22 protein-coding genes and 2 pseudogenes are annotated in these 24,253 nt (G+C 63.3%); 19 read left to right on the top strand and 5 right to left on the bottom strand.

Annotated features, from left to right (window positions below):
• Positions 1-71: 71 nt before the first annotated feature.
• From ACIPZC_RS03420 to ACIPZC_RS03450, 7 genes and pseudogenes are all read left to right on the top strand, one after another.
• A pseudogene (locus ACIPZC_RS03420) lies at positions 72-1,169 on the top strand (type VI secretion system Vgr family protein); the annotation flags it as partial.
• A 430-nt stretch (positions 1,170-1,599) separates the two neighbouring features.
• The gene (locus tag ACIPZC_RS03425) at positions 1,600-2,478 is read left to right on the top strand and encodes a T6SS immunity protein Tli4 family protein (protein ID WP_400624839.1); all 879 of its coding nucleotides are present in this window, start codon (positions 1,600-1,602) and stop codon (positions 2,476-2,478) included.
• Positions 2,479-2,485: 7 nt separating this feature from the next.
• Positions 2,486-2,674 (top strand): annotated as a pseudogene (locus ACIPZC_RS03430) (contractile injection system protein, VgrG/Pvc8 family); the annotation flags it as partial.
• A 533-nt stretch (positions 2,675-3,207) separates the two neighbouring features.
• On the top strand, positions 3,208-5,724 hold the full coding sequence (gene uvrA / locus ACIPZC_RS03435) for an excinuclease ABC subunit UvrA (protein WP_400624841.1): 2,517 nt from the start codon (positions 3,208-3,210) through the stop codon (positions 5,722-5,724).
• A 243-nt stretch (positions 5,725-5,967) separates the two neighbouring features.
• A complete protein-coding gene (locus ACIPZC_RS03440; RefSeq protein WP_400624843.1) occupies positions 5,968-7,617 on the top strand; it encodes an MFS transporter in 1,650 nt (549 codons plus the stop codon).
• Complete coding sequence (locus ACIPZC_RS03445; protein WP_400624844.1) at positions 7,614-8,747, top strand: HlyD family secretion protein; 1,134 nt, start codon at positions 7,614-7,616, stop codon at positions 8,745-8,747. Before ACIPZC_RS03440 ends, ACIPZC_RS03445 begins: the two co-directional genes overlap by 4 nt.
• A gap of 128 nt (positions 8,748-8,875) precedes the next feature.
• Positions 8,876-9,508 (top strand): hypothetical protein, encoded by a 633-nt coding sequence (locus ACIPZC_RS03450; protein WP_400624846.1) that lies wholly within the window; start codon positions 8,876-8,878, stop codon positions 9,506-9,508.
• A gap of 34 nt (positions 9,509-9,542) precedes the next feature.
• Here ACIPZC_RS03450 and ACIPZC_RS03455 read toward each other — a convergent pair whose 3' ends face one another.
• Positions 9,543-10,418: an AEC family transporter gene (locus ACIPZC_RS03455; RefSeq protein ID WP_400624848.1), complete on the bottom strand. Its 876-nt coding sequence runs from the start codon at positions 10,416-10,418 to the stop codon at positions 9,543-9,545.
• Between the two features lie 438 nt (positions 10,419-10,856).
• Here ACIPZC_RS03455 and ACIPZC_RS03460 point away from each other — a divergent pair, with 438 nt between their 5' ends.
• The 5 genes from ACIPZC_RS03460 to ACIPZC_RS03480 all read left to right on the top strand — a co-directional run bounded on the left by ACIPZC_RS03460 (position 10,857) and on the right by ACIPZC_RS03480 (position 14,901).
• Positions 10,857-12,149, top strand: coding sequence for an MFS transporter (locus ACIPZC_RS03460; protein ID WP_267823511.1), 1,293 nt, complete (start codon positions 10,857-10,859; stop codon positions 12,147-12,149).
• A 111-nt stretch (positions 12,150-12,260) separates the two neighbouring features.
• Positions 12,261-12,572, top strand: a complete 312-nt coding sequence (locus ACIPZC_RS03465; RefSeq protein WP_267823509.1) for a hypothetical protein — start codon at positions 12,261-12,263, stop codon at positions 12,570-12,572.
• Positions 12,573-12,620: 48 nt separating this feature from the next.
• Positions 12,621-13,172 (top strand): YbhB/YbcL family Raf kinase inhibitor-like protein, encoded by a 552-nt coding sequence (locus ACIPZC_RS03470; protein ID WP_400624851.1) that lies wholly within the window; start codon positions 12,621-12,623, stop codon positions 13,170-13,172.
• Between the two features lie 44 nt (positions 13,173-13,216).
• Complete coding sequence (locus tag ACIPZC_RS03475) at positions 13,217-13,888, top strand: class I SAM-dependent methyltransferase (RefSeq protein WP_400624853.1); 672 nt, start codon at positions 13,217-13,219, stop codon at positions 13,886-13,888.
• Between the two features lie 176 nt (positions 13,889-14,064).
• Positions 14,065-14,901: a bifunctional allantoicase/(S)-ureidoglycine aminohydrolase gene (locus ACIPZC_RS03480; protein ID WP_400624855.1), complete on the top strand. Its 837-nt coding sequence runs from the start codon at positions 14,065-14,067 to the stop codon at positions 14,899-14,901.
• Between the two features lie 99 nt (positions 14,902-15,000).
• Here ACIPZC_RS03480 and sodC read toward each other — a convergent pair whose 3' ends face one another.
• Entirely contained in the window at positions 15,001-15,516 is a 516-nt protein-coding gene (gene sodC, locus ACIPZC_RS03485; RefSeq protein ID WP_267823503.1) for a superoxide dismutase [Cu-Zn] SodC, read from the bottom strand.
• A 200-nt stretch (positions 15,517-15,716) separates the two neighbouring features.
• Between sodC and ACIPZC_RS03490 the strand changes: the two genes are divergently transcribed.
• From ACIPZC_RS03490 to ACIPZC_RS03505, 4 genes are all read left to right on the top strand, one after another.
• Positions 15,717-16,634, top strand: coding sequence for an AEC family transporter (locus ACIPZC_RS03490; protein WP_400624858.1), 918 nt, complete (start codon positions 15,717-15,719; stop codon positions 16,632-16,634).
• A gap of 48 nt (positions 16,635-16,682) precedes the next feature.
• Positions 16,683-17,294, top strand: a complete 612-nt coding sequence (locus ACIPZC_RS03495; RefSeq protein ID WP_241805718.1) for a cell wall hydrolase — start codon at positions 16,683-16,685, stop codon at positions 17,292-17,294.
• Positions 17,295-17,539: 245 nt separating this feature from the next.
• On the top strand, positions 17,540-18,391 hold the full coding sequence (locus ACIPZC_RS03500) for a CAP domain-containing protein (RefSeq protein WP_241805719.1): 852 nt from the start codon (positions 17,540-17,542) through the stop codon (positions 18,389-18,391).
• Positions 18,392-18,480: 89 nt separating this feature from the next.
• Positions 18,481-19,092 (top strand): LysE family translocator, encoded by a 612-nt coding sequence (locus tag ACIPZC_RS03505; RefSeq protein ID WP_267823497.1) that lies wholly within the window; start codon positions 18,481-18,483, stop codon positions 19,090-19,092.
• A gap of 3 nt (positions 19,093-19,095) precedes the next feature.
• Here ACIPZC_RS03505 and ACIPZC_RS03510 read toward each other — a convergent pair whose 3' ends face one another.
• Positions 19,096-20,304, bottom strand: a complete 1,209-nt coding sequence (locus tag ACIPZC_RS03510) for an MFS transporter (RefSeq protein WP_241805721.1) — start codon at positions 20,302-20,304, stop codon at positions 19,096-19,098.
• A gap of 113 nt (positions 20,305-20,417) precedes the next feature.
• Entirely contained in the window at positions 20,418-21,317 is a 900-nt protein-coding gene (locus tag ACIPZC_RS03515) for a LysR family transcriptional regulator (RefSeq protein ID WP_400624861.1), read from the bottom strand.
• Between the two features lie 117 nt (positions 21,318-21,434).
• On the opposite strand from ACIPZC_RS03515, the gene ACIPZC_RS03520 reads away from it, so the two are divergent.
• From ACIPZC_RS03520 to ACIPZC_RS03530, 3 genes are all read left to right on the top strand, one after another.
• Positions 21,435-21,788, top strand: coding sequence for a cupin (locus tag ACIPZC_RS03520; protein ID WP_400624863.1), 354 nt, complete (start codon positions 21,435-21,437; stop codon positions 21,786-21,788).
• 41 nt (positions 21,789-21,829) lie between these two features.
• On the top strand, positions 21,830-22,474 hold the full coding sequence (gene alkB, locus ACIPZC_RS03525) for a DNA oxidative demethylase AlkB (protein WP_400624865.1): 645 nt from the start codon (positions 21,830-21,832) through the stop codon (positions 22,472-22,474).
• 113 nt (positions 22,475-22,587) lie between these two features.
• Positions 22,588-23,310: a hypothetical protein gene (locus tag ACIPZC_RS03530; RefSeq protein ID WP_400624867.1), complete on the top strand. Its 723-nt coding sequence runs from the start codon at positions 22,588-22,590 to the stop codon at positions 23,308-23,310.
• An 89-nt stretch (positions 23,311-23,399) separates the two neighbouring features.
• Here ACIPZC_RS03530 and ACIPZC_RS03535 read toward each other — a convergent pair whose 3' ends face one another.
• Complete coding sequence (locus ACIPZC_RS03535; RefSeq protein WP_400624869.1) at positions 23,400-24,251, bottom strand: CsgG/HfaB family protein; 852 nt, start codon at positions 24,249-24,251, stop codon at positions 23,400-23,402.
• Positions 24,252-24,253: the final 2 nt, after the last annotated feature.

Consider the following 24,253-nt stretch of genomic DNA (forward strand, 5'->3'; position numbering starts at 1 on the left):
GGCGCATCATGCAGGGCTGGCTCCAGAAGGAAATCGGGAGCACAGCATCGGGCATCAGGTAAGCGCTTTGAATGTGGGGTTCATGGAGCACTTACAAAGCCGACAGCCACTGCATCGTCTTCACCGACAGCGTCGACACCCTGCCCGCCCTCGCGCCGCAGAGCGTCCCGTTCCACACCCAGAGCGTCACTGAAAAGCAGGACGGCATCACCCAGTGGAGCACCGGCTCGCAGCTGCTCAGCGGCAAGCTCAACTGGCGCAGTGTCGACTACCTGGCCCACAGCCAGCCCCGCGAAAGCGTGATGCCCGCGCTTGAAGCCGCTTCCGCCCCTGCCGCCTTGGAGCGCTACGAATACCAAGGCCAGTACAACTGGCAGAAGCAGGAGCGCGGCGACTGGCTGAGCCGCGTGCAGATCGAGCAGCGTGAATCCCAGGCCCGCCGCGTGCACGGCCAGGGCGGTGTGCGCCAGTTGCAGGCCGGGCGCTGGTTCGAGTTGACCCAGCACCCGCTGTACGAACGCAAGGCCGCCGAGGCCCGGCAATTCGTGCTGATCGAGGTGCAGTTCTTCGCCGAGAGCAACCTGCCCATGGTCCAGCAGCGCCGTGATGCGCCCGGCAGCCTGGCACCGTTGTTCAAATCGGTACGGCCGGCGCCTGACGATGGGCTGCTCGGCTCGAAGCTCAGCGAAGCCTCCTACGGCTTCTTCCTCAGCACCTTCGAAGGGCAGCTGCACAGCGCGCCGTACCGCAGTCCGTTCGAGCATGCCAAGCCGACCTTACCCGGCCCGCAGACCGCTGTGGTGGTCACCCCCAGCGGCCATGAAGTGTTCACCGACAGCCTCAACCGCCTGTGCGTGCGTTTCCACTGGGATCGCCTGAGCCAGGACGGTGAACTCTCCTCCTGCTGGCTGCGCATGCTGCAACCCAGCAGCGGTCCCGACTGGGGCAGCGTGCACGTGCCGCGGGCCGGTGAAGAAGTCGTCGTCACCTTCCTCGACAACGACATCGACCGCCCGCTGGTCATGGGCCAGGTCTATGGCGGCCACAAACCCGCCTGGCACTCCAGCGGCCTGATGAGCGGCTACAAGAGCAAGGAAGTCGGCGGCGGCGGCTTCAACCAGTGGGTGATGGACGACTCCACCGGCCAGGTGCGCACGCAGATGCGCTCCGACTGGATTGGCTGGGGAGACATAGAATCCTTTAATATTACAAGTGACGACCATTCAGGAAATATTGAACTCGATGCAGGTTTCAAATTCAGCTTCGGGCCCAAAATATCTCCGGGAGATGGAACCGTCCCTGTGGTCTCCTCTGCAAGCTGAAGAAACTTCCCACAAGTCAAGGCAGCTTTCGCCCACGGCAAGAATTCAACGTTACACCCCAATTTTTGCAGAGTGGGCGCGCACAACAACTCGCCTGGCTATGACCACCAGAGCGCCTATAACGATCCGGACGGTAGAACTTTATATGCAACACTGTACGGCATAGTGAGGATTTCTAAAAATGTACAAATCTAGGTATAAGTTTCAACCACGTATTATTTCTATTGGCTTTTTTTTAACAACTCTATTGACGAGCTTTAGTTCAGGAGCACAATCGATGAGCGATCAGACAACCAGATTTTTTTTTGGGAGATTCAGCTTTCAACTGCCTAGTGGAGAGCCCAAAATATGGTCCGCTTATAAAATAGGCGAAAAAAAAATCGAACTTATCAGTAAAAATGGGAAGCGGGAACTTGAGAGGCAAATTGGCACCACTGTTAGCGAAATAAATAAGCTTCACGAATCTGGATACGCGGCATATGATCAAACCGTCAGGCTTAATGGTGGGGGGGCTGTTGTGGTCTCTAAATCCACTGACTATACTTTTGATATTTTTTATCTAACCACAAAAAACACTCTATACAAGCAGCGTGTAGAGCTTATTGAATTGGATTCCTTTAATAGAGCCATGTCCGTTGTAAATGACATAAACTCTAGAATTCATTTTCGCCCACCGACTTCAAGCCCGCCTGCGGGAACGTTCGCCATAGAAGCTGGCTACTTGGATATTCCCGTTGACAAATACCCTGAGCAAGTATCTATAGGACTACCAATTACATCTAAACCTGGAATCCATTTGATATTTGACACGCAAGTCATCGGAGCGCCTGAAGAAGGACTTATTTCGCGTTATGAAAAGCGATCATCGGGAGTAATCAGGCCGCTTCTCAAGAGTGTTCTCTCACGTACTACACTCATGAGGAAGTCAAATAAAACAATTAGCGGACTGCCATTCGAAGAGTTACTTCTCAAGTCAAGAACTGATGGCAAAACTTTATACTCTTTCCGTCTGGAGTATCCCGGAACTCCGGAGTCCAGCCTAGCGCCCTATACAGTTTTAGAATTGAGCACTGTGGAAGGTGGCCCAGGCTTTAAAGATGATGACGAGGCTTTGCGCTTTTGGGATGAATTGGTTGCAACATTGGTGCGTATATGAATTGCACTCCCCCGCAGCCCTGGAACGCTACGAGTACCAGGGCCAGTACACCTGGCAGAAGCAAGAGCGCGGCGACTGGCTGAGCCGCGTGCAGATCGAACAGCGCGAATCCCAGGCCCCCCGCGTGCACGGTCAGGCCGGTGTGCGCCAGTTGCAGGCCGGGCGCTGGTTCGAGTTGACCCAGCACCCGCCGTACTAGTGCAAGCCCGCCGAAGGCCGGGAGCTTGGCAATCCTATTTAAATGGGTACGCCGCGCGCCAGACGATTCGCTGCTCGGCTCGAAACTGAGCGAACCCTCACGCAGCAATCACCCGTCCAAAAGTAGCAGCCCGATCATGAACAGCAGCTGGCCCCCCAAGGTCCAACTGAGCCATCTTGGGCGGCGCCCTAAAAGCCATACCAGGGCGTTCAGTACCAAGGTGATCACGTTGGTGAGCCAAAGGAACGTCAAAGCCCACATGAGGGAGGAGCTGCCAATGAGCATGGGTGCGTGGCCACCTGAGTCGAGTGCCACATACAGGGAAAACAGCGCGCCGACAACGGCGATACTGATGGAAGCGAAACCGATACGACCAGCCAAGCGAGATTGCATAAGCGTCATGTGCAGCACTGCCATTGAAAGTGGGTACAGTCTACTTAGAAGCGCCCTTTCCACAAACAAGAGCACGTATGCCCTTGGCAATGGAAATCCTGTTAACTTGAGCTTTTGACGTCGCCAAGGACCACCCCATGCCACCCCGCCACCCGACCCCGCCAGGCTTCATCCGCGTACGTGGCGCCCGTGAGCATAACCTCAAGAACATCGACGTCGACATCCCCCGGGACGCCTTGGTGGTTTTCACCGGCGTCTCTGGCTCCGGCAAGTCCTCGCTGGCCTTCTCCACCCTGTACGCCGAAGCCCAGCGCCGCTACTTCGAATCGGTGGCGCCCTATGCCCGGCGCCTGATCGACCAGGTCGGCGTGCCGGATGTCGACGCTATCGAGGGCCTGCCGCCAGCGGTGGCCCTGCAGCAGCAACGTGGCACCCCTAGCGCACGCTCGTCCGTGGGCAGCGTCACTACCCTTTCCAGCTCGATCCGCATGCTTTACTCGCGCGCCGGCAGCTACCCGGTGGGGCAGCCGATGCTGTATGCAGAGGACTTTTCGCCCAATACGCCCCAGGGCGCCTGCCCCGAATGCCATGGCCTGGGCCGGGTCTATGAGGTGACCGAGGCGACCATGGTCCCCGACCCGTCGCTAACCATCCGTGAGCGGGCGGTGGCAGCCTGGCCGATGGCCTGGCAGGGGCAGAACCTGCGCGACATCCTCGTGACCCTGGGCTATGACGTCGACATCCCCTGGCGTGAATTGCCCCAAGCGCAACGCGACTGGATCCTCTACACCGAAGAGACACCCACCGTCCCGGTGTATGCCGGCCTCACCCCGGCGCAGACCCGCGCCGCGCTCAAGCGCAAGCTCGAACCCAGCTACCAGGGCACCTTCAGCGGCGCCAGGCGCTATGTGATGCACACGTTCATGCATTCGCAGAGTGCGCAGATGCGCAAACGGGTCTCCCAGTTCATGCGCCCCAGCCCATGCCCGCTGTGCCAGGGCAAGCGCCTGAAGCGTGAGGCGCTGGCTGTAACCTTCGCCGGCCGTGACATCGGCGAGCTGTCGCGCCTGCCGCTGCAGGCACTGGCCGAGGTGCTGCGCACAGTGGCAGCGCCCGGTTACCTGGAGCAGCATGACGACACCCTGACCCTGGAAAAACGCCTGGCGGCCCAACGCATCGCCCACGAATTGCTGGAGCGCATCGCGCCGCTGATCGACCTGGGGCTCGGCTACCTGGCCCTGGAGCGCAGCACACCGACGCTGTCTTCGGGCGAATTGCAGCGCCTGCGCCTGGCTACCCAGCTCAACTCGCAACTGTTTGGCGTCATCTATGTGCTCGACGAGCCGTCGGCCGGGCTGCATCCGGCCGACAGCGAGGCGCTGTTCGAGGCGCTGCAGCAGCTGAAGCAGGCGGGTAACTCGGTGTACGTGGTGGAGCACGACCTGGACACCATGCGCCGGGCCGACTGGCTGATAGATGTCGGGCCGGCGGCGGGGGAACACGGCGGCCAGGTGCTTTACAGCGGCCCGCCACCAGGCCTCGCACAGGTCGCGGCGTCGCGCACCGGCGCCTACCTGTTCGCCGGCCAACAGCCGACGCGCCGCACGCCGCGCCGGGCGCAGGCCTGGTTGCGGCTTGAAGGCATTACCCGCAACAACCTGCGTGAGCTCAGTGTGCAATTTCCGTTGGGCTGTTTCACGGCGGTCACTGGCGTCTCTGGGTCGGGCAAGTCGAGCCTGGTCAGCCAGGCCTTGCTGGAGCTGGTGAGTACACACCTGGGCCATGCCGAACAGCTGTCCGAGCCCGAGGACCAGAGCCTGGAGGACGAGCCTGAACTGCCCAGCAGCGGGCGCGTGAGTGCGGGGCTGGAGCGCATCAAGCGGCTGGTGCAGGTCGACCAGAAACCCATCGGCCGCACGCCACGCTCCAACCTGGCCACCTACACCGGGCTGTTCGATCATGTGCGCAAGCTGTTCGCCGCAACCGAGCAGGCCAAGGCCCTTGGCTTCGATGCCGGGCGCTTCTCGTTCAACGTCGCCAAGGGGCGCTGCGCGACCTGCGAAGGCGAAGGCTTCGTCAGTGTCGAACTGCTGTTCATGCCCAGCGTCTATGCGCCCTGCCCGACCTGCCACGGCGCACGCTACAACCCGCAGACCCTGGCCGTGACATGGCAAGGCATGACCATCGCCCAGGTACTGCAATTGACAGTCGACCAGGCGCTTGAAGCCTTTACCGAACAGCCCCCGGCCCGGCGCTGCCTGCAGGTGCTGCAGGACATCGGCCTGGGCTACCTGCGGCTGGGCCAACCGGCCACCGAGCTGTCCGGCGGCGAGGCACAGCGGATCAAGCTGGCCACCGAACTGCAACGCACCGCCCGCGGCGCTACGCTGTATGTGCTGGATGAGCCCACCAACGGGCTGCACCCGCAGGACATCGATCGCCTGCTGGTTCAGCTGAACCGGCTGGTAGACGGCGGGCACAGTGTGGTGGTGGTCGAGCATGACATGCGCGTGGTCGCGCAGAGCGACTGGGTGATCGACATCGGGCCAGGGGCTGGGGATGCGGGCGGGACGGTGGTGGTGAGTGGTACGCCCGGGGATGTGGCGAGGTGTTCTGCAAGCCGCACAGCCGAGTTTCTGGCCAGAGCTCTTTAGTTTTTTAGACCTTTGGCTTTTTTGGCGCCTGCACTGGCCCTATCGCCGGCAAGCCGGCTCCCACTGGGGTCGCGCCAGCTTTTAGCAGTTGAGCAAGACAGTTGCGCCCAAAGGTACGTGGGTTGCTCCTCAAAAAAGGACAGGTTCGAGCTGCAGTATGAGCTCTGCACTGCTCGGGGCTGAGCCAGCACTGGCGCTGCTGGCGGCTTGCCGGCAGTAGGGCCTGTGGGTACAGTCTGCGCCATGGATAAATACACCCCTCACCAGTGGCTCCCGCACGAAAAGCCCAGCCTGCCCGGTTCCCCTTCCACGCCCCTGCATACACCGGCCAAACGCCTGGCCTTCGGCATGGTCGGGCTGCTGGTGGCGATCACCGGCGGCCTGGGCAGCGCGCTGGTCACCGCCAACCTGGTGTTTCTGCAAGGGGCCCTGGGCGCGACCACTGCGGAAATGGCCTGGTTACCCGCCGCCTATGTCATGACCAACGTGTCGATGAACCTGCTGCTGGTCAAGTTTCGCCAACAGTTCGGCCTGCGCGCCTTCACCGAAGTATTTCTGGTGCTTTACGCACTGGTCACTTTCGCCCACCTGTTCGTCAACGACCTCAACTCGGCCATCGCCGTGCGGGCCGCTCACGGCATGGTAGGGGCCGCGCTGAGTTCGCTGGGCCTGTACTACATGATCCAGGCGTTCCCCGCGCAGTGGCGGCTCAAGGCCATGGTGCTGGGCCTGGGCGCCTCGCAGCTGGCCCTGCCGCTGGCGCGGATTTTCTCCGAAGACCTGCTGCAAATCGCTGAATGGCGCGGCCTGTACCTGTTCGAACTGGGCCTGGCACTGGCCGCGCTCGGTTGCGTACTGCTGCTCAAGCTGCCCCCCGGCGACCGCTTCAAAACCTTCGAGCCGCTGGACTTTCTGACCTTTACCCTGATGGCCAGCGGCACCGCCCTGCTCTGCGCCGCCCTGTCGCTGGGGCGCATCGACTGGTGGCTGGAAGCGCCGTGGATAGGGGTCGCCCTGGCCGCGTCGATCGCTTTGGTGTTCAGCGGCCTGGCCATCGAGCACAACCGCCAGAACCCGCTACTGATGACGCGCTGGCTGGGCAGCGGCGCGATCATCCGCCTGGGCCTGTGCGTGATCCTGATTCGCATGGTCACCTCCGAGCAGTCCACCGGCGCCGTGGGGTTTCTGCAGGTGCTGAACATGGGCAGCGAACAGATGCGCACGCTGTACTGGGTGATGCTGTTCGGCGCAGTGGCGGGCCTGGCCACCAGCGCCCTGACCATCAGCCCCAACCACCTGGTGATCCCGCTGTTCATCTCGTTGCTCGCCATGGCCACCGGGGCGTTCATGGACAGCAGCTCGAGCAACCTCACACGGCCGGCGCAGATGTACCTCAGCCAGTTCCTGCTGGCCTTTGGCAGTACCTTCTTCCTCGGCCCGTCCATGGCCCTGGGCATCAGTCACGTGCGCGCCAACCCGCGCAACCTGGTGAGTTTCTCGGTGCTGTTCGGCATCTGCAACAACCTCGGAGGCCTGATCGGCGCCGCGCTGCTGGGGACCTTCCAGACCTGGCGCGAAAAATTCCACTCCAGCCACCTGGTCGACCGCTTGAGCTACCTCGAACCGCTGGTCAACGCCCGCGTGCAAAGCGGTGGCAGTGGTTATGCCGGTATCCTCGCCGACCCGGCGCTGCGCAGCGAGGCCGGCCTGCGCGTATTGGCCAACGCGGCCACGCGTGAGGCCAACGTCATGGCCTACAACGATGTGTTCATGCTGATCGGCAGCATCGCCATCCTCACCATGATCTGGATTTGCATCCGCGGTTCCTGGCTGTGGTACACAGCCCGCCAGGCCGCTTCACCCGATTCCTCCAGCGGTACTGCCAACCGATGACCGACCAAAACCGCACTACCACCACCACTGCGCTTGCTGAAACCCCGGAAGGCGCCACACCGCCCAGCGAACCCACCAGCCCGGTGCGCACGCGACGGGTGCGTATCCTGTCTTCGATCATGTTTGCCTGCGTGGCCCTGGCCGGCATCCTGCTGGTGCTCTATGCCTGGCGCCTGCCGCCGTTCGGCAGTGCCATCGAAAGTACCGAAAACGCCATGGTACGCGGCCAGGTCACCATCATCGGGCCGCAACTGAGCGGTTATGTGGTCGCTGTGCCTGTACATGACTTCCAGTTCGTCAAGGCCGGCGATTTGCTGGTGCAACTGGACGACCGCATCTACACACAACGCCTGGCCCAGGCCATCGCCCAATTGCAACAGGAGCAAGCGGCGCTGGCCAACAACCTGCAGCAGCGCAACAGCGCCGAAGCCACCATCGCCCAACGTCAGGCCGCCATCGGCGATGCCAAGGCCCAGGCGGACAAGGCCCGCGCCGACCTCAGCCGCAACCAGGCGCTGGTCAGCGATGGCTCGGTGTCGCGCCGCGACCTGGACGTCACCCAAGCCAGCCAGGCCGCTGCCGTCGCCACCCTGGCCCAGGCCAAAGCCGCGCTGGCCATCGCCCGGCAGGACCGCGAGACGGTCATCGTCAACCGCGCCGCACTGGAGGCCTCGGTGGAAAACGCCAAGGCAGCCGTGGAGCTGGCGCGCATCGATCTGGACAATACCCGGGTCACAGCCCCGCGCGATGGCCAACTGGGGCAGATCGGCACGCGCCTGGGTGCCTACGTCAACTCCGGCGCTCAACTGATGGCGCTGGTGCCCGATACCGTGTGGGTGATTGCCAACATGAAAGAAACCCAGATGGCCAATGTGCGTATCGGCCAGCCGGTGACCTTCACCGTCGACGCCCTCAACCACCTGAAGCTGCGGGGCCATGTGCAGCAGATTTCACCGGCCACAGGCTCCGAGTTCGCTTTACTGCAAGCCGACAACGCCACCGGCAACTTCGTCAAGATCGCCCAGCGAATACCCGTGCGCATTACCGTCGATGCCGACCAGCCAGCGGCCAGGCGTCTGAGCCCTGGAATGTCGGTGGTGGTGAGTATCGATACCCAGGATGAAAGATGACTGGACCGGCCCGCGGTGAATCTGAGAACTACGTCGAGATGCCGTCTTGCCACGATTGCGCCGCTCTAGCTCGTGGGTTCTAATTCTGACCCACCGGTTTTATCTTCGCCATCCAAGGACGCTTGATCATGTACAGGAAGCTCGTACCGCTGGCGCTGCTGGCCACTGTGGCTGGCTGCTCGGACACCACGGACACCCGCGAAACCCATTTCCAGAACGCCGCGCAAGCCTACCTCGACACCCAGTACCCCCACTGCTTCGTAGTCACTTCTTTCCCCGCCAAGACCAAGGATTTCGACACCACCGGCACCAACAAGGCGCTGCACGCGCTGGCGCAAGTCGGCGTGGTCAGCGAGAAGGAAATTTCCCGCACTGAAGTGCCGGAACGCCTGTGGCAGCCGGCACGCACCGACATCTATTACGCCTACGACCTTACCGATGAAGGCCGCAAGTACTACAAGGCTGACGCGCAGAAAACGCTCAACGGCAAAACCCGCGGCGGTTTGTGTTTCGGCAAGGCGCAGGTCACTGCGATCGAGCGCTTCACCGAACCGGGTGAGGTGATGGGCCAGACGATTTCCAATGTCACCTACGCCTACAAGATCACCGGCCTGCCGGCCTGGGCGGCGGACGACGAAGTGCAAGCGAACATTCCCACGCTGCATGAGGCCGTGGCCACCAACCAGGCGCCGGTCAAGGAAACAACAGCGATGGTGCTGACCGACAAGGGCTGGGTGCACGAGCGCTTGTTCGACAAGTGAGGTGCCTACCGGCCCCTTCGCGGGGCCGGTCCAGTCAAAGCCACCAGGCCAGCACCAGCGGCAACCAGGCAAACGACAACACGGTCGAGCACATCACCAGGTTGGCCACCTGCTCCGGCTCACGGTTGGCGCGCACCGCCATCAAGTAGTTGAACACCGCCACCGGCATGGCCGACTGCAGCATCAGCACCGCCCGCTCCATCTGCTCCAGCCCCAGCGCCATGCCCACTGCCCAACCCACACCCGCCCCCAGCACGATGCGCACGCCGCCCAGCACCAGGCCGCTGGCGATGTGCTGCGCGCGGATGCTCGCCAGCGACACGCCCAGGGTCAGCAGCATCAGCGGAATCGACATGCCACCGAGCAGGTCTGCCGTATTGGCCAGCCAGCGCGGCAGTTCGAAGTCCAGGAAGATGATCGGCATGGCCCCAGCCAGGCTGATGACGATGGGGTTGCGCAGCAGCGCCTTGAACGTGGCTGCCGTACCGGAGATGGCCATGCCAAGCGTGAACTGCACGATCGACAGGGTAAGGAAGAACGCTACCGCCAACGCCAGCCCATGCTCACCGAAGGCATACAGGCTGATGGGCAGGCCCATGTTGCCGGTGTTGGGGAACATGAACGCCGGCACCAGCACGCGCCAGTGATGGCCCGAGGCGCGGCACACCAGCCAGCCGCACACCGCCATCGCCAGGGTGCACAGCAGGCAGGCCATTGCCATGCTGGTGAAAGCTGCCGGGTCCAGTTCGGTACGGCTGAGGGTCGACAGCACCAGCGAAGGCGTGCCCACGGTCATGACCATGCGCGCGACGAATGCGGTGGGGTAATCCAGGCCTTTGCGGGCCCAGGCGTAGCCGATGCCGGCGACGATGAAGACCGGGGCCAGAACGGCGAACAGTGAAGCGAGCATGGGGTAAGCCTTCCTTGGAAAGGGTGCAGGGCGACATTATGCAGCAGGCGTCAAGGCCCTGCGGCTGATTTGCTGCTCTCTTGAATACCGGGTAAGGCTCAAAATGGCCCCCTTCCGACCTGCGGCGTCGCGTCGCAGCCCCTGGCCCCTTGGGTAAATCGTGCGCAGGCCGTAGAATCGCGCCTCCTTTTCGCCCGTCGCCTTGAACGGTGGCAACCGGCAGCAACGACAGAGTCCGTGCCTGACCACATGCCCGTCATGTGAAATAGGCTCAACCGACCCCGCCCGGCCCAGCGCTTCATGCTGCCAGCGGTTGAGTCTTGCCCAGGTCGCATCCAGCCCAGGCACACCCGTGCAACCTCGCGGCCCTCATTGGGCCTGTTTGGCGTGCGCGTTCGAAAAGGCGCTCTCTCACCGCCACTCCAACTTGAGGTTTGTATGTCTGCGCGTTTGCTGGCCATGGCGCTGGCGCCCCTGCTCGGGCTGTTCATCATTGCCCTGGGCAACGGTTTCATGTCTTCCCTGACTACCCTGCGCCTTGGCGCTGCCGGTGAATCGGCAACGATGATCGGTATCGTTTCGTCGAGCTACTTCCTGGGCCTGACCCTGGGCGCAATCTTCAACGACCGGCTGATCCTGCGCATCGGCCATATCCGCGCCTACTCCAGCTTCGCCGCGCTGATCGCCGCGACCATCCTGCTGCAGGGCCTTTTCTACGACACCACCTGGTGGTCGATCCTGCGCCTGATCAACGGCTGGGCTGCGGTGGGCGTGTTCCTGGTGATCGAGAGCTGGCTGCTGCTGGCGGGCGACGCGAAGATCCGCGGCCGGTTGCTGGCGCTGTACATGATTGCCTTCTACGGCGCCGGGGTGATTGCCCAGGCCGGTTTGGGCGAAATCACGCACCTGGGTGACAGCGCGCCGTTCATGCTGGCCGGCATGCTGGCCGCGTTGTCGGTGCTGCCGATCGTGATCCTGCCGCGGGTATCGCCGCTGCTGGACCAGGTCGAACCCTTGAAGCCACGCCAGTTGCTGGGTGTGGCGCCGTCCGGGCTGGTCGGCTGCTTCGGTTCGGGCGTGGCCATCGCCGGGATCTACGCCTTGCTGCCGCTGTACCTGCAGCGCATCGGCCTGGACGTGGGCGAAGTCGGCAACATGATGGCCTGGGTGATCCTGGGCGCCATGCTGTTGCAGTATCCGGTGGGGCGCTGGTCCGACCGCAAGGACCGCCAGGATGTGCTGATCGCCCTGGCAGCGCTGTGCGTGGTGCTGTCGCTGATCACCGTGTTCCTGCCCTCGCAGTCACCGCTACTGCCGGTGATGCTGTTCCTGCTCGGTGGTGGGGTGTTCGCGCTGTACCCGGTTGCGGTCAGCCATGCGGCCGACCGGGCCCCGTCCGATGCACTGGTGCCGATGATCCAGGGCCTGCTGCTGATCAACTCGCTGGGGTCGGCCATGGCCCCGCTGGCGATTTCGCCAGCCATGACCGAGTTTGGCGAGGCGGGGCTGTTCTGGGCCTTTGCCGTGGTCAACCTGGGCATGGTGTGCTTTTTCCTCTGGCGCCGGGGCAAACGCCCAGCGGCGGAGCACCCGGCACCGTTCACCGCCTCGACCACGTTCTCGCCGACTGGCGCAGAATTGCGCGTGACCGAAGACCTGAAGCAGGCAGCGCAGGAGCACCCGCCGCTGGAGCCAACAGAGGCTCCGGCCCCAGGCGTCAACGCCCACTGAAGCCAGGGGGCTGCCGGGCGGCCCGCAGGGTGACCGCCCGTCGCCCCAAGGGCACCCGGCCATCATTGGCCAGCCAAACGAATGACAGATCATCCGCACAGGAGATTCGCCATGATCCGCATTCGCCCCCTCCCCCTGCTTTTCACGCTCGCCCTGGGCCTTGGCTCGGCTACCAGTTTTGCTGCTTCCGATACCTCCAATACCAACACCGACGCCTATCCGAAAACCGACCAGCAAGGCGGCAAGACTGCCGGTGAAGGTAGCAGCGTCAACAGCCCCGGCAGCAGCCGGGACAACGACAGCGCCAACACTGGCGGCGATGCGGCCGATGGCGCCGCAGGCGGCTCCAACAGCACTGGCGAAGCGACGGGGTCTGGCGCTGGGCATACCGGCGGCACTGCCGAGGACCAGGACAGCCGCTGACGGCAGCCTGGGCTACACTGCGGCGAGTCGCCTTGCCAAGGAATCGCCATGAACCTCAAACCCTGGCTGCTCGCCGCGCTGATGCCCTGCACCGCCCTGGCTGCGGGCAGCGACTCCGGTGCGCTGTCGATCAGCTCATCGTCATTCACTGATGGTGGCGTCATCGCCCTGCAGCAGGTCGGGCCCGACCCGGCCTGCGGTGCGGGCGAGGAGCTTACGCCGCAGTTGAGCTGGATGAATTTGCCTGCCGGCACGCGCTCGCTGGCTTTGGTGATGTTCGACCCGGACGGCGGCAAGGGTATCGGGGTGGTGCATTGGGTCGCTTATAACATCGACCCTGAACTGGGTAGCCTCAAAGAAGGCAAGTACGCCTTGACCACCAAGGGTGTGACCGTGGGCCGTAATTCGCGCGGCACCCTCACCTACCGCGGGCCGTGCCCACCAGCCGGGGACAACCCGCACCACTATGCCTTGACCCTGATAGCCACGGACATACCCATCGGCATCTTGCCCGAGGGGCTGGATCGCAATGGCCTGATGGAGTTGCTGCAAGGGCATGCATTAGGTGCGCAGAGCCTGGTTGGCAAGTATGGACATTGAGGTTGAACGTACCGGCGTTGTCGCAGGCAACCCCGGAGGCCACCATGCCCTCACCTGAAGCAGCCCTGCGCCTTAGCTGGCAGCAAAACGCCCAGCGCTGGATCGAAGCCGTGCGCAGCGGGGCTATCGAAAGCCGGCGGCAAGTCACCGATCAAGCCATGCTGTTCGCGATACTGGGCCGCCAGCCTGAGCGCGCTCTGGACCTGGGGTGTGGTGAGGGGTGGCTGCTGCGCGCCTTGGCCGACCGCGGCATCGATGCCACCGGGGTGGATGGCGATGCCGCGCTGGTTGAGGCAGCACGCAAAGCAGGCTCGCCGAAGGTGCACCTGGCCAGCTACCAGCAACTGTGCGATGGCGCGGTCCAGATCGGTACGGGTTACGACCTGATCTGCAGCAACTTCGCCTTGTTGCATCAGGACATCATCCCGCTGCTGGTGGCGATCAACGCGCTGTTGGCCCCTGGTGGCGCACTGGTGATCCAGACGCTACACCCCTGGAGTGAGGCGCACGGGGATTACCAGGATGGCTGGCGTGAAGAGTCGTTTGCCGGGGTAGCCGGGAAGTGGCAACCCATGCCGTGGTATTTCCGCACCTTGGCCAGTTGGTTGAACGCGTTGGACATGGCAGGTTTCAAGGTGGTGAGCTTACAAGAGCCGCAACACCCACAAAGCACAGCGCCGCAGTCATTGTTACTGGTGGCTGATCGGGTGGGTTGACTCAGGACCAGGCATGCACAGCGAAGCAGGCTGCCATTCAGCAATCAAATACTGCGCATTCCAACATTTAATTTGTGGATGTGCAGCGCTGGCCCCTATGCTGTCCATGCATCCCCTGCACGCACCGGCCGGTGTGGTCCAAGGCATGGGGAGAGAACAACAAGTCGAGATCGTTCATGTCGAATCACTCCTACTTCGCCCCCCACGGTGGGCACCCGGCTCAAACCGAGCTGTTGACTGACCGTGCCATGTTCACCGAAGCCTACGCCGTGATCCCTAAAGGTGTGATGCGTGACATCGTCACCAGCCACCTGCCGTTCTGGGACAAGATGCGCATGTGGGTCATCGCACGCCCACTCACCGGCTTCGCCGAAACCTTCGCCCAGTACATCGTCGAAGTGGCCCCCGAAGGCGGCAGCGAGCGCCCAGAGCTGGACCCTAACGCCGAAGCCGTGGTATTCGTCGTCGAAGGCGAAATCGACATCACCGTCGAAGGCAAGCATCACACTCTGGGCCAGGGCGGCTACGCGTTCCTTGCCCCGGGCGCCGAGTGGAGCCTGCGCAACAACAGCAAATCCAACGTCACCTTCCACTGGCTGCGCAAGCACTACCAGAAGGTCGAAGGCCTGGACATCCCTGAGTCGTTCGTCACCCACCGCGACAACGCCACTGTCATCGAAATGCCGGGTACCGAAGGCCGCTGGGTCACTACCCGCTTCGTCGACATGGCCGACATGCGCCACGACATGCACGTCAACATCGTCACCTTCCAGCCCGGCGGCGTGATTCCGTTCGCTGAAACCCACGTCATGGAACATGGCCTGTACGTGCTGGAAGGCAAGGCGGTGTACCGCTTGAACCAAGACTGGGTCGAAGTGGAAGCGGGCGACTTCATGTGGCTGCGTGCATTCTGCCCGCAAGCCTGCTACGCCGGCGGCCCAGGCAAGTTCAGCTACCTGCTGTACAAAGACGTCAACCGTCACGTGCACCTGACCCTGAACCCAAAGCGTTAAGCCCTCGATGTTGTCGCAGAGCCCGCCACCTGGCGGGCTTTGTGTTTGCGGCACACAGGGTCAAGGCCTGCCGACGTCGCCCTGCACGCTTAGGGCAGCCTACTGAACCACCCCGCAAGCCACCCGCGCACCACCGCCACCGAGCTTCTCGGGGTGGTCGCTGTGGTTGTCGCCCCCTGCATGCACCATCAGCGCGTGCCCTTTGAAGTCCGACGCCTTCAGGCGTGGGGCCAGTACCGGGTAGGTGGCCTTGCCATCCGCGCCCACATACAGCGCCGGCAGGTCACCGCGGTGGCCGCTGTCGTCGTACGGGCCCTTGTGTGCATTGGTCGAGTCCGGATCCCAGTGGCCGCCCGCTGCACCTGCAGGCACAGGCTTGCCATTTTCCTCGGCAGGTGCGCATGAAGGCTTCTGGTGCAGGTGGAAGCCGTGGATACCCGGTGGCAAGTCTTTGAGGTCTGGGGTGAGCACGGCGCCGTACTTGCTCTGTTCGATGCTGACGGTGCCGATCGCTTTGCCTGGGCCATCCGGGGTGGCCAGTTGCAGTTCCACGGTCTGCGCAGCCTGGGCCAGGCCGGCCGTGGCCAGCAAGGCACTGAATACCACTGCTTTCATGATGTATCTCCATGGTTTGAGGTGAACGGTTACCCACCTAACAGGTGGGACTGCACAGGTTGGCAGGCATTCAATCCGGCCACAGAATGAAATACTTCCACCCAAAGCCATCAGCGCATCCTTCAGAGCCGAAACAAGCGTTTCATCCAACCCGCCAGCCACGCTAACCTGTGGCCGTTACCCGGCCACGGATCCCGCCCATGCTCCACCTCCTGCTGACCACGCTGGTTCCCATCATCCTGCTGATCGCCCTGGGCACATTCCTGCGCGTACGCGGTTTTCTTGCCGAGACCTTCTGGCCTGGTGCCGAACGCCTGAGCTACTACGTGCTGCTGCCATCGCTGTTCCTTCATGGCCTGGCGACCGCCAACCTCGAGGGTGTGCCGGTGCTGGGCATGGTCGGTGTGCTGATGCTCTCCACCGTGCTCGGCGCCGCGCTGCTGGTGCTGTATCAAGGTGCGGTGAACCACGATGGCGCAGACTTCACCTCGGTGTTTCAGGGTGGTGTGCGGTTCAACAACTATATTGGCGCTACCCTGGCCGCCGGGCTCTACGGCAGTGCGGGCATTGCCCTGGCAGCGGTGGCCAATGCCGCCATCGTGCCGTTGGTGAACCTGCTCTGCGTGCTGGTGTTCGCCCGCTTCAGCGCACGCCACAGCTCCCCGGCCACCGTGCTGCGGGCGATCTTCGCCAACCCGCTGATCGTTGGCTGTGCCGGCGGGCTGCTGCTGCGCGTCACGGGGTTGGGGCTACCCGCGGGCATCGAGCCAACGATCAAGGCGCTGGGCCAGGCCGCCCTGCCCCTGGGCCTTTTGTGTGTAGGCGCGGCACTGGGCGGCGCCAGCGTCGGCCAACAGGTGCGCCCGCTGCTGGCGGCGTCGACCTTCAAGTTCCTGGTCATGCCGCTGACCACCTGGGGCCTGTGCCGCCTGCTCGGCCTGAGTGGCCAGGCGGCGGTGGTGGCGGTGTTGTTCCAGGCATTGCCTACAGCATCGTCGTCCTATGTCATGGCGCGGCAAATGGGCGGCAACGCGCCGTTGATGGCGACCATCATCGCCTTGCAGACCGTAGCCGCCGCGGTAACCCTGCCTTTGGTGTTAATGCTTTCGCTCAATTGAATACGCTTGGCTAGACTGAGGATCAGCACACACCTCGGAACCTGCACCATGCGCCTATCGTGGATGGTAATCGGCTTCACCTCAGCCCTGCTCGCAGGCCCATTGAATGCTGCTGACACTGCCAAGGCCACCGTTGCCGAGGACAAAGCCGAGGTGCTTGAAGAGAAGGTGGTCGACGATGCGCCTGCACCGAAAAAAGCCGAAACCCTGACGCCCAGTGAAGTCAAGGCAGTCGACCCCGCAGGCCAGGCACCGCTGGACGACAGCATCACCTGCCTGGCACGCACGATCTACTGGGAAGCCAAAGGTGCCGATGAACAGGACATGAGCGCTGTGGCCAGCGTGGTGCTCAACCGCCTGGGCAAGGACGGTTTCCCCGACACCATCTGCGGTGTGGTCAAGCAAGGGGTGGAGAGCAAGTCTTGCCAGTTTTCCTGGTGGTGTGACGGGCGCGCCGACCAGGTCGAGGAGCCGCAACGCTACGACATCGCCAAAGAGATCGCGCGCAAAGCGCTCAACCAGCAGCTCAAGGACACCACCGGCGGCGCGCTGTACTTCCACGACCGCACCGTGCACCCCGACTGGGCCAAGGCCTACCGCAGGACCGCCCAGACAGGGCGCTTCTTGTTCTACAAACCCAACCAGGCGTTGGCACGCTGAGCCGGGTGATCGTCGCGCCCTGACGCCAACGAACGTTTACCCACGCCGTGCAGTCAAACTCAAGCCCCGACAATGCGTGGCAACTCATCGCACTTTTACGGCGGCCCGCGGTCTACCACCTCTTTTGCCGCCTGCAAGCCATTGCTGGTGTTTTCATTGCTTTGCACGACACCGGGCCAAAAGCCTTGGGCTTGTGTAGGATGAGCAGCGCATACCAAGACGCTGCCAGCCACAGGGAGATCCACATGCGCGTCCTGTCATCCGTTGCCGCCTTGTCGTTAAGCCTGGCCGTTTCGACTTCGAGCCTGGCTGCCAACGGCGAAGAAGCGCAACTGATCGATTCGATCAATGCCTACCGCAGCCAGGCCCAACCCTGCGGCGATGAAGCATCGCTTGAGCTGCCGCCGTTGAACAGCGACACCCGCCTGGCGCTGTCGCCCGAAGGTACGCGCGACCTCCAGCAGGCCATGACCCGCGCGGCCTACCCCATGGTCAACGTTCAGGCCATCAGCCTGTCCGGCCCGCGCGATGCGCGCGCCGCCATGCATGCCATCCAGGAAAGCTTCTGCCAGGTGGTGCTCGACCCACAATTCGTCGACATCGGCGTCAGCCAGGAAGGCCGTGACTGGCGCATCGTACTGGCGCGCCCATTGCTCAGCGGGCGCCTGGGCGACTGGCAGGCTGAGGGGCAAAAAGTCCTGCAGGCGATCAACACTGCGCGCAAGGCACCACGGCAATGCGGCGGCCAACCTTTTGCCCCGGCACCCGCGCTTGGCTGGAGCACTGTGCTGGCGGGGGTGGCGGCCAACCATACCAGGGCCATGGCCAACCAGAATTTCTTCGACCACATCGACCGCGACGGCCGCACCCCAGGTGATCGCGCTGAACTGGCCGGCTACCTGTACCAGCAGATAGGTGAGAACATCGCAGCCGGGCGCGACTCGGCGCAGAAGGTGGTGGATGGCTGGTTGGCCAGCCCCGGGCATTGCGCAACCTTGATGAACCCAGACTTCCGCGAAATGGGGGCCGCCTATGCCGTGGACCCAAAAAGCGATGCGGGCATCTATTGGACGGGGTTGTTCGGCACACCGCAGTGAGCCCTGTTAAGCAGCACCTACGCGTTGCGGCTGGCGAACGGTCGCTGGACTGAACAGCTGAACACACCGATAAGCAAAAGGCGCACGACATGGCTCTTGATACCTGGCTCATTTACCTGCTGGCAAGCATCGGCCTGTCGCTGACCCCAGGGCCGAACAGCTTGCTGGCACTGACCCATGGCGCGCTGTATGGCGCTCACCGCACCTTGTTCACCATCGTTGGCGGCGTGTTCGGCTTCAGTGCGCTGATCGCCCTGGCCATGTTCGGGCTGACGGCCCTGCTGCAAACGTCGGCGGCGCTGCTGACGGTGTTGAAGTGGGTCGGTGGCGCCTACCTGGTGTGGTTGGGGATCGCGCTCTGGCGCAGCCCGGCCTTGCACCTTGAGATGGACGCGCGAGCCGCGCAGTTGAGCAATGCCGGCCTGTTCCGCCAAGGCCTGCTGTCGGCCATGGCCAACCCCAAGGTACTGCTGTTCTATGGCGCGTTCCTGCCGCAGTTCATCGACCCCCAGCGCGGCTTGCTCATGCAGTTCCTGATCATGGCCGCCACCTTCGCCAGCGTGGAATTCATGGTCGAATACCTGCTGGCGCGGTTGGCGTTTCGTATCAGGCCCTGGCTGGCCAGAGGTGGCAAGGGTTTCAATCGCTGCTGTGGGGGGATGTTCGCGTTGATCGGGGTGGCACTGCCGCTGGGCCGCTAGGGCTCAACGGGCAGGTTCGCGGCGCTCCACCAGAAGGAACACCAGCAACGCCAGGCCCGGTAACGCAGCCCCCAGCACTGCCACACCCTGCCAGCCATAATCGGCAAACACCGCGCTGGCCGCTGCCGAACCCAATGCACCGCCGAGGAAAATGCTCGTCATGTACAGCGCATTGAGCCGTCCACGGCTGGCCGGGTCCAGCGCGTAGACCTCGCGCTGGCCGATGACCATGTTCATCTGCACGGCAAAATCCAGCAGTACCCCGGTCGTTGCCAGGCCGATGACGCTATAGCCCGGTGCGGTCAACCCCAGCAGCAACGCCACAGGCGCCAACACCAAGGCCAGCAGTGAAGCGGCGCGGGCATGGCCGGCATCAGCCAGGCGCCCGGCCAGTGGCGCGGCAATGGCCCCGACTGCACCCACCAGGGCAAACAGCGCGATCTGGCTTTGCGAAAGGCCATGCTCTGCCACCAGGAACAGCGGAACCGCCGTCCAGTACAGGCTGAACGACGCGAACATCAACGCTTGGTACAGCGAGCGCTGGCGCAACACCGGGTACTGTCGCAGCAGTGCGCTCAACGAGCGCATCAGTGCCGCGTAGCTGGCCTTGTGGTCGGGTACCCGGCGCGGCAGGGTCAGCACCAATAGCAAGATGATCGCCAGCATCAGGCCCGCAGCACCGATGAACACCATGCGCCAGCCGAAATGGTCAGCCACCAGGCTCGACAGCGGCCGCGCCAGCAGGATGCCCAGCAACAGGCCGCCCATGATGTTGCCGACCACACGCCCGCGCTGCTGTTCCGGTGCCAGGTGCGCTGCCAGCGGAATGAGCATCTGCACGGCGACCGAACTGAAACCGATCAGCAGCGCGTACCCCAGGAACAGCAGCCCCTGGCCAGCGCTGCTGGTCCCTGCCAACACCAGGCTGGCGCAAGCGAGCGCGGCGGTGAAGATCATCAGCCGGCGGTTTTCGACCAGATCGGCCAGCGGTACCAGCAGCAGCAGGCCCAGCGCATAACCCAACTGGGTCAATGAGACGATCAGGCTGGCGCGCTCTGCCGACAGCCCAAGGTCCGGGGCAATCAAACCGACAATCGGCTGGGCGTAATAGATATTGGCGACGATAGCACCGCAACAGAACGCCAGCAGGGTGATCAGGCCACGACTCAGTACTGGAGCTGTAGCCTGCGCAGCGGCTAGGGAGGGATTCATGCGAGGTTCCTCGGCATCAGTTGGAATATGCAGGGCACCTTAGCGGTAGATCCCCGGCAGGAGAATCCGGCCTGGGCGCAACGGGGCTTTGCACCCTGCGCAACGCCAGTGCCTCAGGGCACCAGCAGCTCCTCGCAGAACCTGACGAAGGCCTGCACGCGGCGCGAACCGCGATGGTTGGGCAGGTACAAGGCATTGATGCTGGCGTTGGCGGTGCCTGGGCTGACCTGCCAGGTATCGAACAGGCGTTGCAAGCGCCCGGCCGCGACATCCTCGCGCACCAGCCAGTCAGCCAGCAGCGCGATGCCGCTGCCGGCCAGCGCAGCTTCACGCAGCAGATCTGCGTTGGCGCTGCGCAGGGGGCCCCTGACATCCAGCTCCAGCACCTCATCGCCCAGCCGCAAGCGCCAAGGCCGCACCACCTGCCCATAGCTGAAGCGCAGGCAGGCGTGGTCGAGCAACTCACCGGGGTGCTGCAAGGGCTGGCGACCGGCCAGATAGTCAGGGCTTGCCACCAGCCAGCGCTCGAAGCGGCCCAGTTGCCGGCACACCAGTTCATCGCTGGGCGCAGGGTCGCCAAGCCTGATGGACACGTCGTAACGGCCGCCCAGCAGGTCATCGACCCGGTCACTCATGTCGATGTCCAGCTCCAGCGCGCGATGGCGCGCCAGAAACTGCCCCAGGTGTGGGGCAATCACCCGGCGGCCGAACTCAACCGGCAGGCACAAGCGCAGCACGCCCACCGGTTCCTCGCCCCGGTCGGCGACACTGGCATCGGCTTCATCCAGCGCGTCGAAGATTTCACGTGCACGGGCGTAGTAACGGGCACCTGCTTCAGTCAGGGTGACCTGGCGCGTGGAGCGGTTGAGCAAGGTGGCCCCCAGCGCCGACTCCAGCGCATCGACCAGCCGGGTGACCGACGAAGTGGCAACGCCAAGCTGGCGCGCTGCCGCGGAAAAGCCCTGGGCGTCGACGGTGGCAGCGAACATCTTCATTGCCAGAAGCTTGTCCATATGAGTCCTTTGGCGTTTTGTCTCAGAAAAGTCTTACATTCGAGATAGGTGGTCAAGAAGCGCGCCGCATTTCGAACCCGTCCATAGTGCAACACCTCCCCTACAGCGAGATCTGCCATGACACCTGCCAACGTCCTGACCCACCTCCCGCCGTGTGACCCTGGCGCACCGGAATGGGTCGATGACCTGCTGAAACGCCCGGGCCTGCGCATCGAACGTATCGTTTCCAGCGGCCAGTGCAGCCCACCCGGGTTCTGGTACGACCAGCCCGAAGGCGAATGGGTCGTGCTATTGAGCGGCAGCGCCGGCCTGCGCCTCGAGCACGAAGCCTACACACGGTTACTGGCGCCGGGAGATTGCCTGGACATCCCGGCCCATTGCCGCCATCGCGTGGAATGGACCGCCCAAGGCACGCATACCGTGTGGCTGGCCGTGTTCCATAGCAGTGAAAAACCCTGGCCGGCCTGCTGAGCGCGTTAGAATGGCCACACACATCCCTCGACGTCACGACCATGATCCAGTCCGATCTCGACCTGTTCGGCCCCCAGCCACAACGCTTGGCCAGCCACACCGTGCTGCTGCCCGGCTTTGCCCTTGCGCACGTCGAGCAATTGCTCGACGCCCTGCGCCCGGTGCTTCGCGCAGCCCCCTTCCGGCACATGCGTACGCCCGGCGGGCTGCACATGGCGGTGGCCTTGACCAACTGCGGCTCGCTGGGTTGGGTCAGCGACGCCCAGGGCTACCGATACAGCCCGACCGACCCCGTCAGCGGCGAGCCTTGGCCAGCCCTGCCTGAAGCGCTGCTTCAACTGGCCGGGCGCGCTGCGGCCGCGGCAGGCTTCGACGGGTTCGTGCCTGATGCCTGCCTGGTCAACCACTACCTGCCCGGCACCCGCCTGAGCCTGCACCAGGATCGCGATGAAGCGGACTTCGGCCAGCCAATCGTGTCGGTATCGCTGGGCTTGCCGGCAGTGTTCCTGCTGGGTGGTTTCCAGCGTTCGGACAAGACCAGCCGCATAGCGTTGAGCCATGGCGATGTGCTGGTCTGGGGCGGTGAGGATCGCTTGCGCTTTCATGGGGTATTGCCGATCAAGCCGGGCGTGCATCCGCGGATGGGCGAGCGGCGGATCAACCTGACGTTGCGCAAGGCGGGGTGATGCAGTCAAAAAGCCACCCGACATTTCTGCCAGTAGACGCGTGCCGTCCTGCTCCCGGTTAATTGTGCTGACGCCGCCACTCCCCGGGCGGCCTGGTTCAAGGGAGCGAACCCATGCGTGTGATGACAACCACCCTGCTACTGCTGACCCTCGTCGGGGCAACCCGCGTCATGGCGCTGGATCGCAATGAAGAGGCCTATGTCGATGCACCGCCCTCCACGTACCTGGTCTACTCCGTCACCTGGCAACCCACGTTCTGCATCATGCGGCCCTCGACAGCAGGGTGTGAACGGGCACCGCAACGCTTTCTCACCCACGGTATATGGCCCTACAGCGAAAGCATCGGCAAACTCACCAACCGTCACCCCCAATACTGCACCCAGTCCCCTGACTGCACCGACGGCGAGGCCTGTGCAATGAGCGCCGATAACATGAATGCAGTGCTTGCCAACAAAGCCCTGCGGGACATCGTTACCCGCGAGCCGATGGGCATGTTCGCGCATGAGTGGCGAAAACACGGTACCTGCTCAGGCAAGGGTATGCAGGCGTACTTTCAGGACTTCGTCGACTTGAGAAAAGTCGTGCGTTTTGACAATGACGCCTTCAATGCGATGGTAGGGCGCGCTACCGCGTTCTCAAAAGTTCGCGAGGCCTTCCCTGAGAACACGGCGTTCAGATGCTACCAGGATCCGCAGGGCAAACAGTACCTGCACGAGGTGTTCTACCTGGTCGACGACAACGGCACCCCATACACGGAAGAAAAAAACCTGCAGATCGGCGTTCAATGTGAAGCGAAGCAAACCTGGATCCCGGCGGGTGCCAAGCCTGCGTCCTGAAGCCAGGGGTCAGGTGGGTAAAGAAGCCAATCCCAAGGTACAGCGCGCTCGTGGCGCTGTACCTGTGAAGGTCGGGCCGGTGTGCATGGTCATTTCGCCTGCGACTGGCTCAGGTACTTGTCCACCTCAGCCTTGCCCTCCCCTGCATCCCCTGCCACCTGCCACAAGCGCCGCTCGATGCCTTGCGCCAGCAAATGCCCTACCGCCGACTCGATAGCTGACAGCACGCACAACTGCGCCGGTTCGTTGGTGGTGTAGCCCACTTCTGCCTCAAGCAGTTTCTTGAACTCGATGAACTTGAACACCCCAGCGCTACGCCCCACCGAGTAGATGGTCTTGCTGGTCATCACGTTGGCCAGTACCTGCCCGGTGCGCACGTCCACCGCCCGCAGGTTGACCGTGACCTGATCGACACGGTACTCGCGGGAGATATCGATGCCCAGGTAGCGCGCCCCTTCCCCGCCGCTGCGCACATTGGTGTCATAAGCGATGATGCCGCCTTCGAGCATCAGATTGGCCGCTTGCAGCGGCGGCAGCTCGGTCTGGATGTTCTCCGGTACGTCGGCCTTTTTCTGCGAGGCGCGGATGATCTTGCGTTCGGTCAGCAGGTTCTGCAGGCCTTCACGCTCCAGCACCACGAACCAGCCACTGGCATTGAGGGCATCCATCAGCATGCTCGCCGCCCCTTGGGTGACGCTGGTGGAGAACGAGCTGGCCGGGGTCGGCTTGTATTGCCCCGTCTGGTCACGGAAGCCGTACACCACCGCCATCAGCCGGCCCTTGGGGCGTGGCATGTTGATCAGGTCATAGTAGGTCGAAGCGCGCGGGGTCAGGGTCGGGCTCTCCGCGTCCTGTTCAGCCGACATCGGCTCGCGCAGGCTGCAACCTTGGAGGCCTTGCAGGGCGGCGAGGATCAGCAAAGTGCTCAGCAGACGTTTCATGG

This window comes from Pseudomonas sp. NPDC089743, assembly GCF_044748785.1.
In the GTDB taxonomy this organism is placed as follows: domain Bacteria; phylum Pseudomonadota; class Gammaproteobacteria; order Pseudomonadales; family Pseudomonadaceae; genus Aquipseudomonas; species Aquipseudomonas putida_X.

What these genes read in the sequence shown, in the direction of transcription:
- ACIPZC_RS03445 (WP_400624844.1), top strand. Translation starts at nt 7,614, where the DNA reads ATGACCGACCAAAACCGCACTACCACCACCACTGCGCTTGCTGAAACC.
- sodC (WP_267823503.1), bottom strand. Translation starts at nt 15,516, where the DNA reads ATGAAAGCAGTGGTATTCAGTGCCTTGCTGGCCACGGCCGGCCTGGCC.
- ACIPZC_RS03505 (WP_267823497.1), top strand. Translation starts at nt 18,481, where the DNA reads ATGGCTCTTGATACCTGGCTCATTTACCTGCTGGCAAGCATCGGCCTG.
- ACIPZC_RS03470 (WP_400624851.1), top strand. Translation starts at nt 12,621, where the DNA reads ATGAACCTCAAACCCTGGCTGCTCGCCGCGCTGATGCCCTGCACCGCC.
- ACIPZC_RS03425 (WP_400624839.1), top strand. Translation starts at nt 1,600, where the DNA reads ATGAGCGATCAGACAACCAGATTTTTTTTTGGGAGATTCAGCTTTCAA.
- ACIPZC_RS03475 (WP_400624853.1), top strand. Translation starts at nt 13,217, where the DNA reads ATGCCCTCACCTGAAGCAGCCCTGCGCCTTAGCTGGCAGCAAAACGCC.
- ACIPZC_RS03530 (WP_400624867.1), top strand. Translation starts at nt 22,588, where the DNA reads ATGCGTGTGATGACAACCACCCTGCTACTGCTGACCCTCGTCGGGGCA.
- alkB (WP_400624865.1), top strand. Translation starts at nt 21,830, where the DNA reads ATGATCCAGTCCGATCTCGACCTGTTCGGCCCCCAGCCACAACGCTTG.
- ACIPZC_RS03465 (WP_267823509.1), top strand. Translation starts at nt 12,261, where the DNA reads ATGATCCGCATTCGCCCCCTCCCCCTGCTTTTCACGCTCGCCCTGGGC.
- ACIPZC_RS03455 (WP_400624848.1), bottom strand. Translation starts at nt 10,418, where the DNA reads ATGCTCGCTTCACTGTTCGCCGTTCTGGCCCCGGTCTTCATCGTCGCC.
- uvrA (WP_400624841.1), top strand. Translation starts at nt 3,208, where the DNA reads ATGCCACCCCGCCACCCGACCCCGCCAGGCTTCATCCGCGTACGTGGC.
- ACIPZC_RS03495 (WP_241805718.1), top strand. Translation starts at nt 16,683, where the DNA reads ATGCGCCTATCGTGGATGGTAATCGGCTTCACCTCAGCCCTGCTCGCA.
- ACIPZC_RS03515 (WP_400624861.1), bottom strand. Translation starts at nt 21,317, where the DNA reads ATGGACAAGCTTCTGGCAATGAAGATGTTCGCTGCCACCGTCGACGCC.
- ACIPZC_RS03535 (WP_400624869.1), bottom strand. Translation starts at nt 24,251, where the DNA reads ATGAAACGTCTGCTGAGCACTTTGCTGATCCTCGCCGCCCTGCAAGGC.
- ACIPZC_RS03480 (WP_400624855.1), top strand. Translation starts at nt 14,065, where the DNA reads ATGTCGAATCACTCCTACTTCGCCCCCCACGGTGGGCACCCGGCTCAA.
- ACIPZC_RS03450 (WP_400624846.1), top strand. Translation starts at nt 8,876, where the DNA reads ATGTACAGGAAGCTCGTACCGCTGGCGCTGCTGGCCACTGTGGCTGGC.
- ACIPZC_RS03490 (WP_400624858.1), top strand. Translation starts at nt 15,717, where the DNA reads ATGCTCCACCTCCTGCTGACCACGCTGGTTCCCATCATCCTGCTGATC.
- ACIPZC_RS03500 (WP_241805719.1), top strand. Translation starts at nt 17,540, where the DNA reads ATGCGCGTCCTGTCATCCGTTGCCGCCTTGTCGTTAAGCCTGGCCGTT.
- ACIPZC_RS03520 (WP_400624863.1), top strand. Translation starts at nt 21,435, where the DNA reads ATGACACCTGCCAACGTCCTGACCCACCTCCCGCCGTGTGACCCTGGC.
- ACIPZC_RS03510 (WP_241805721.1), bottom strand. Translation starts at nt 20,304, where the DNA reads ATGAATCCCTCCCTAGCCGCTGCGCAGGCTACAGCTCCAGTACTGAGT.
- ACIPZC_RS03460 (WP_267823511.1), top strand. Translation starts at nt 10,857, where the DNA reads ATGTCTGCGCGTTTGCTGGCCATGGCGCTGGCGCCCCTGCTCGGGCTG.
- ACIPZC_RS03440 (WP_400624843.1), top strand. Translation starts at nt 5,968, where the DNA reads ATGGATAAATACACCCCTCACCAGTGGCTCCCGCACGAAAAGCCCAGC.